The 3163-nt window shown below is 36.2% G+C and carries 5 protein-coding genes; all 5 read left to right on the top strand.

Annotated elements, in window-relative coordinates:
• The coding region (locus tag ACY65O_RS00400; RefSeq protein ID WP_462218867.1) for a TolC family protein at positions 1 to 1246 on the top strand (1246 nt) is incomplete at its 5' end.
• A 274-nt stretch (positions 1247 to 1520) separates the two neighbouring features.
• Positions 1521 to 1682, top strand: coding sequence for a hypothetical protein (locus ACY65O_RS00395; RefSeq protein WP_462218866.1), 162 nt, complete (start codon positions 1521 to 1523; stop codon positions 1680 to 1682).
• Entirely contained in the window at positions 1672 to 2001 is a 330-nt protein-coding gene (locus ACY65O_RS00390) for a type II toxin-antitoxin system RelE/ParE family toxin (protein WP_462218865.1), read from the top strand. The genes ACY65O_RS00395 and ACY65O_RS00390 overlap by 11 nt, the downstream gene beginning before the upstream one ends.
• A 57-nt stretch (positions 2002 to 2058) precedes the next feature.
• Positions 2059 to 2577, top strand: a complete 519-nt coding sequence (purE, locus tag ACY65O_RS00385) for a 5-(carboxyamino)imidazole ribonucleotide mutase (RefSeq protein WP_462218864.1) — start codon at positions 2059 to 2061, stop codon at positions 2575 to 2577.
• 271 nt (positions 2578 to 2848) lie between these two features.
• The coding region (locus ACY65O_RS00380) for a hypothetical protein (protein WP_462218863.1) at positions 2849 to 3163 on the top strand (315 nt) is incomplete at its 3' end.

Raw genomic sequence — 3163 nt, 5'->3', positions numbered from 1 at the left:
AACTGCCGAAGATGCCGTAGCTACCGCACTTAAAAATAATTACGACATACAATTATTAAGAAATGATTCTGCTGCTTATGCATTAGATAAATCTTATGCAAGGGCAGCATTTTTACCCCGTGTAAATGCAAATACAGGATTGGTATATAATAATAATGATCAGTTACAAAAATTTTCCGATGGCACAACAAGAGAAAGAAATGGGATACGCTCCAATAATTTAGCAGGTGCAGTGCAATTAAACTGGACATTGTTTGATGGCTTTAAAATGTTTGCTACCCGTGATAAATTGAATGAGTTTGTAAAACTGGGCGAACTGAATATTAAAAACCAAATGGTAATAACGGTTGCCGGTGTTTTAAAAAGTTATTACAACATAGTGCATCAAAAGCAGCAGATAAAAGCAGTGGAAGAACAAATGAGCATTAATGAAGAGCGGGTAAAGCAGGCCGATAAAAAATTAAGTGTGGGCCTTGGTGCCAAGCCGGAATTACTGCAGGCAAAGTTAGATTTGAATGCACAAAAAGCGGCCCGTTTAAAAGAGCAAACTTTAGTAGTACAGTATAAAGAACAATTGAACCAGTTGATGAATGTGGCATTAAATACACCTTACGAAGTAACCGATACCATTCTTATTAACAACAATATTTTACTGCCCGATGTAATGATGGCTGCGGAAACAAATAATCCGCAATTACTGGTCACCAAAAAAAATATTGATATTAATTATCTTACTTTAAAAGAAAGAAAAGCCGATCGTTTTCCAATAGTATCATTTAACTCTGCTTACAACTATTCTAAAACAGATAACAAAGCAGTTGTAAATCCTTTTACGCCGTTGTTCAACCGCAACAATGGATTTAATTATGGCATTGGCGTAACCATTCCTGTTTTAAATGGCTTTAATACCAAACGGTTGATACAGCAAACACAATTAGATATTGATTATCTCAAACTCTCCTATCAAAATCAAAAATCGCAAATTGAGTTAGGCATAACCAATGCTTTTAAAGATTACGAATTACAAAAGCAGGCATTGGTATTGGAAGAAGAAAATATTTTACTGGCCAAAGAAAATGTAATGATTTCGCTGGAGCGTTACCGTCTCGGCATCTCCACTTATTTAGAATTAAGAGAAACACAAAAAAGTTTAGAAGACGGTTATAACCGTTTACTGCTTGCCCGTTACAACACCAAACTTGCCGAGATAGAATTGATGCGGTTGAAAGGTGATCTGGTTAAATAATTTTCAGGGCCAAAAATGAGTAAAAGAGTTTTCGCAGCAATTTTATTGGTGTGCCCCTCTGCCGAGTTTCGTGTCTCACGAACCTTTTTGCGTTGTACAACAGTTTGGTTCGTGAGAAACGAACCTCGGCAAAGATTTAATTTAAATAATCTCTGCTCAGAATCATAGATAACTAAAATCTACAGGCGCCCATTTTTTTACTAATTTTACAATACTTAAATACAAAACAATGAAAGTACTGTAAGATATAAAAGATAACAAAGCGCCTTTTGTAATGGAAGTGCTTAAGAACTTTCCGTTCGTAAAAACAACATCATTATCGCCTGCTAAGGCATTGTTAATGGAAGAGTTGAAAGAAGCTGCAGAAGAAATGAATAAAATAAAAGCAGGCAAAAAGAAAGCCCGTAACGCTGAAGATTTTTTAAATGCACTATAGTGTAAAATCAATTGCCGTTTTTGAGCGCCAGGCAAAACGCCTGATAAAAAAATACCCGTCTCTTAAAACAGAACTTGCACAATTAATTCAACTTTTAAAAAAATCACCGGAGCAGCAGGGCACTTCACTTGGCAACAGCTGTTACAAAATAAGAATGTCTATTGCATCAAAGGGCAAAGGCAAAAGTGGCGGTGCAAGAGTTATTACACACCTGCAAATTTTACAATCAACTGTTTTTTTACTTTCTATTTACGATAAGTCGGAGCAAACTGATATTAGTGACAGTGAATTAAAAGATTTACTTAAATTGCTGCAATAAAATATTTTTACTGCACAATAATTATCTTGTGAAAAATAATCTTAAACAAATACACCAATGAGCAATCCTTTAGTGGGCATTATTATGGGCAGCGAAAGCGACCTGGACATTATGAAAGGCGCCGCCGAAATGCTGCGCCAGTTTGAAGTAGAACCTGAACTCACCATAGTATCTGCACACCGTACGCCGGAGCGTTTACGGGAGTACGCCAGCAAAGCCAAAGAGCGTGGCATAAAAGTAATTATTGCAGGCGCCGGTGGCGCTGCACATTTGCCGGGCATGGTTGCGGCCAATACTATATTACCTGTAATTGGTGTGCCCGTAAAATCCAGCAACAGTATAGATGGCTGGGATTCTGTTTTATCTATTTTGCAAATGCCTTACGGCGTACCGGTAGCAACTGTTGCATTAAACGGCGCAAAAAATGCCGGCATATTAGCCGCACAAATTTTAGCGCTGCATGATACCAGCATTGCCGGAAAATTAGAAGCCTACAAAGAATACCAGGATGATATTGTAAAAGAAAGTGTGAAGAATGTAAAGAATATGGGATTTAGAAATGAGTTTGACAGGTAAGGATATTGGAGATATAGATAAATGGTGACAATTAAAAAACTTTCGTTTTTCAATTGTCGTTGTATAAACATTTAAAAAAGCGAAAGTTCAGCAGTTTCGTATTTCATATTGTTTTTTATGTAACAACCTTAAAACAAAAAAATTAAGAGGACTGCAAACTTTTGAAGTTCTTAACTTTCGTATATTTATGAGTTAGCGGTCATGCCAAGTGAACACTCCAACTATCAAAAACTAACTTGCCGGATAAACCAATATTTTGTAAATTTACAGAGTGAAAAAACAAAAAGAAATTCAACTTGATTTTGAGATAGACAAACTTACTAACTCTATTGAAAATGCTATTTCGGGTGAAGTATTTGACACTGTCGTAATACAAATTAGTGACCCTAAATTGATTAAGAAAACGGAGTGGGTTTTCAATTGGCAGGTTGAAATCAAAGATAAAAGCAAGGCGGTTTATGGGTTGACGACTATTAGCAACCCTGACATTATTCAGGGAATTATCAGCATGACCGACAAAAGCGACCATATTTTTATGGATTTGATAGAGAGTGCGAAATTCAACAAGGGAAAGAAAAAATTGTAC

This window comes from Ferruginibacter sp. (genome assembly GCF_031430955.1).
Classification (GTDB): Bacteria; Bacteroidota; Bacteroidia; order Chitinophagales; family Chitinophagaceae; genus Ferruginibacter.
This window is presented reverse-complemented; position numbering and strand designations above follow the sequence as displayed.

Coding starts and splice junctions, on each gene's coding strand:
- ACY65O_RS00395 (WP_462218866.1), top strand. CDS start 1,521: ATGGAAGTGCTTAAGAACTTTCCGTTCGTAAAAACAACATCATTATCG.
- ACY65O_RS00390 (WP_462218865.1), top strand. CDS start 1,672: ATGCACTATAGTGTAAAATCAATTGCCGTTTTTGAGCGCCAGGCAAAA.
- purE (WP_462218864.1), top strand. CDS start 2,059: ATGAGCAATCCTTTAGTGGGCATTATTATGGGCAGCGAAAGCGACCTG.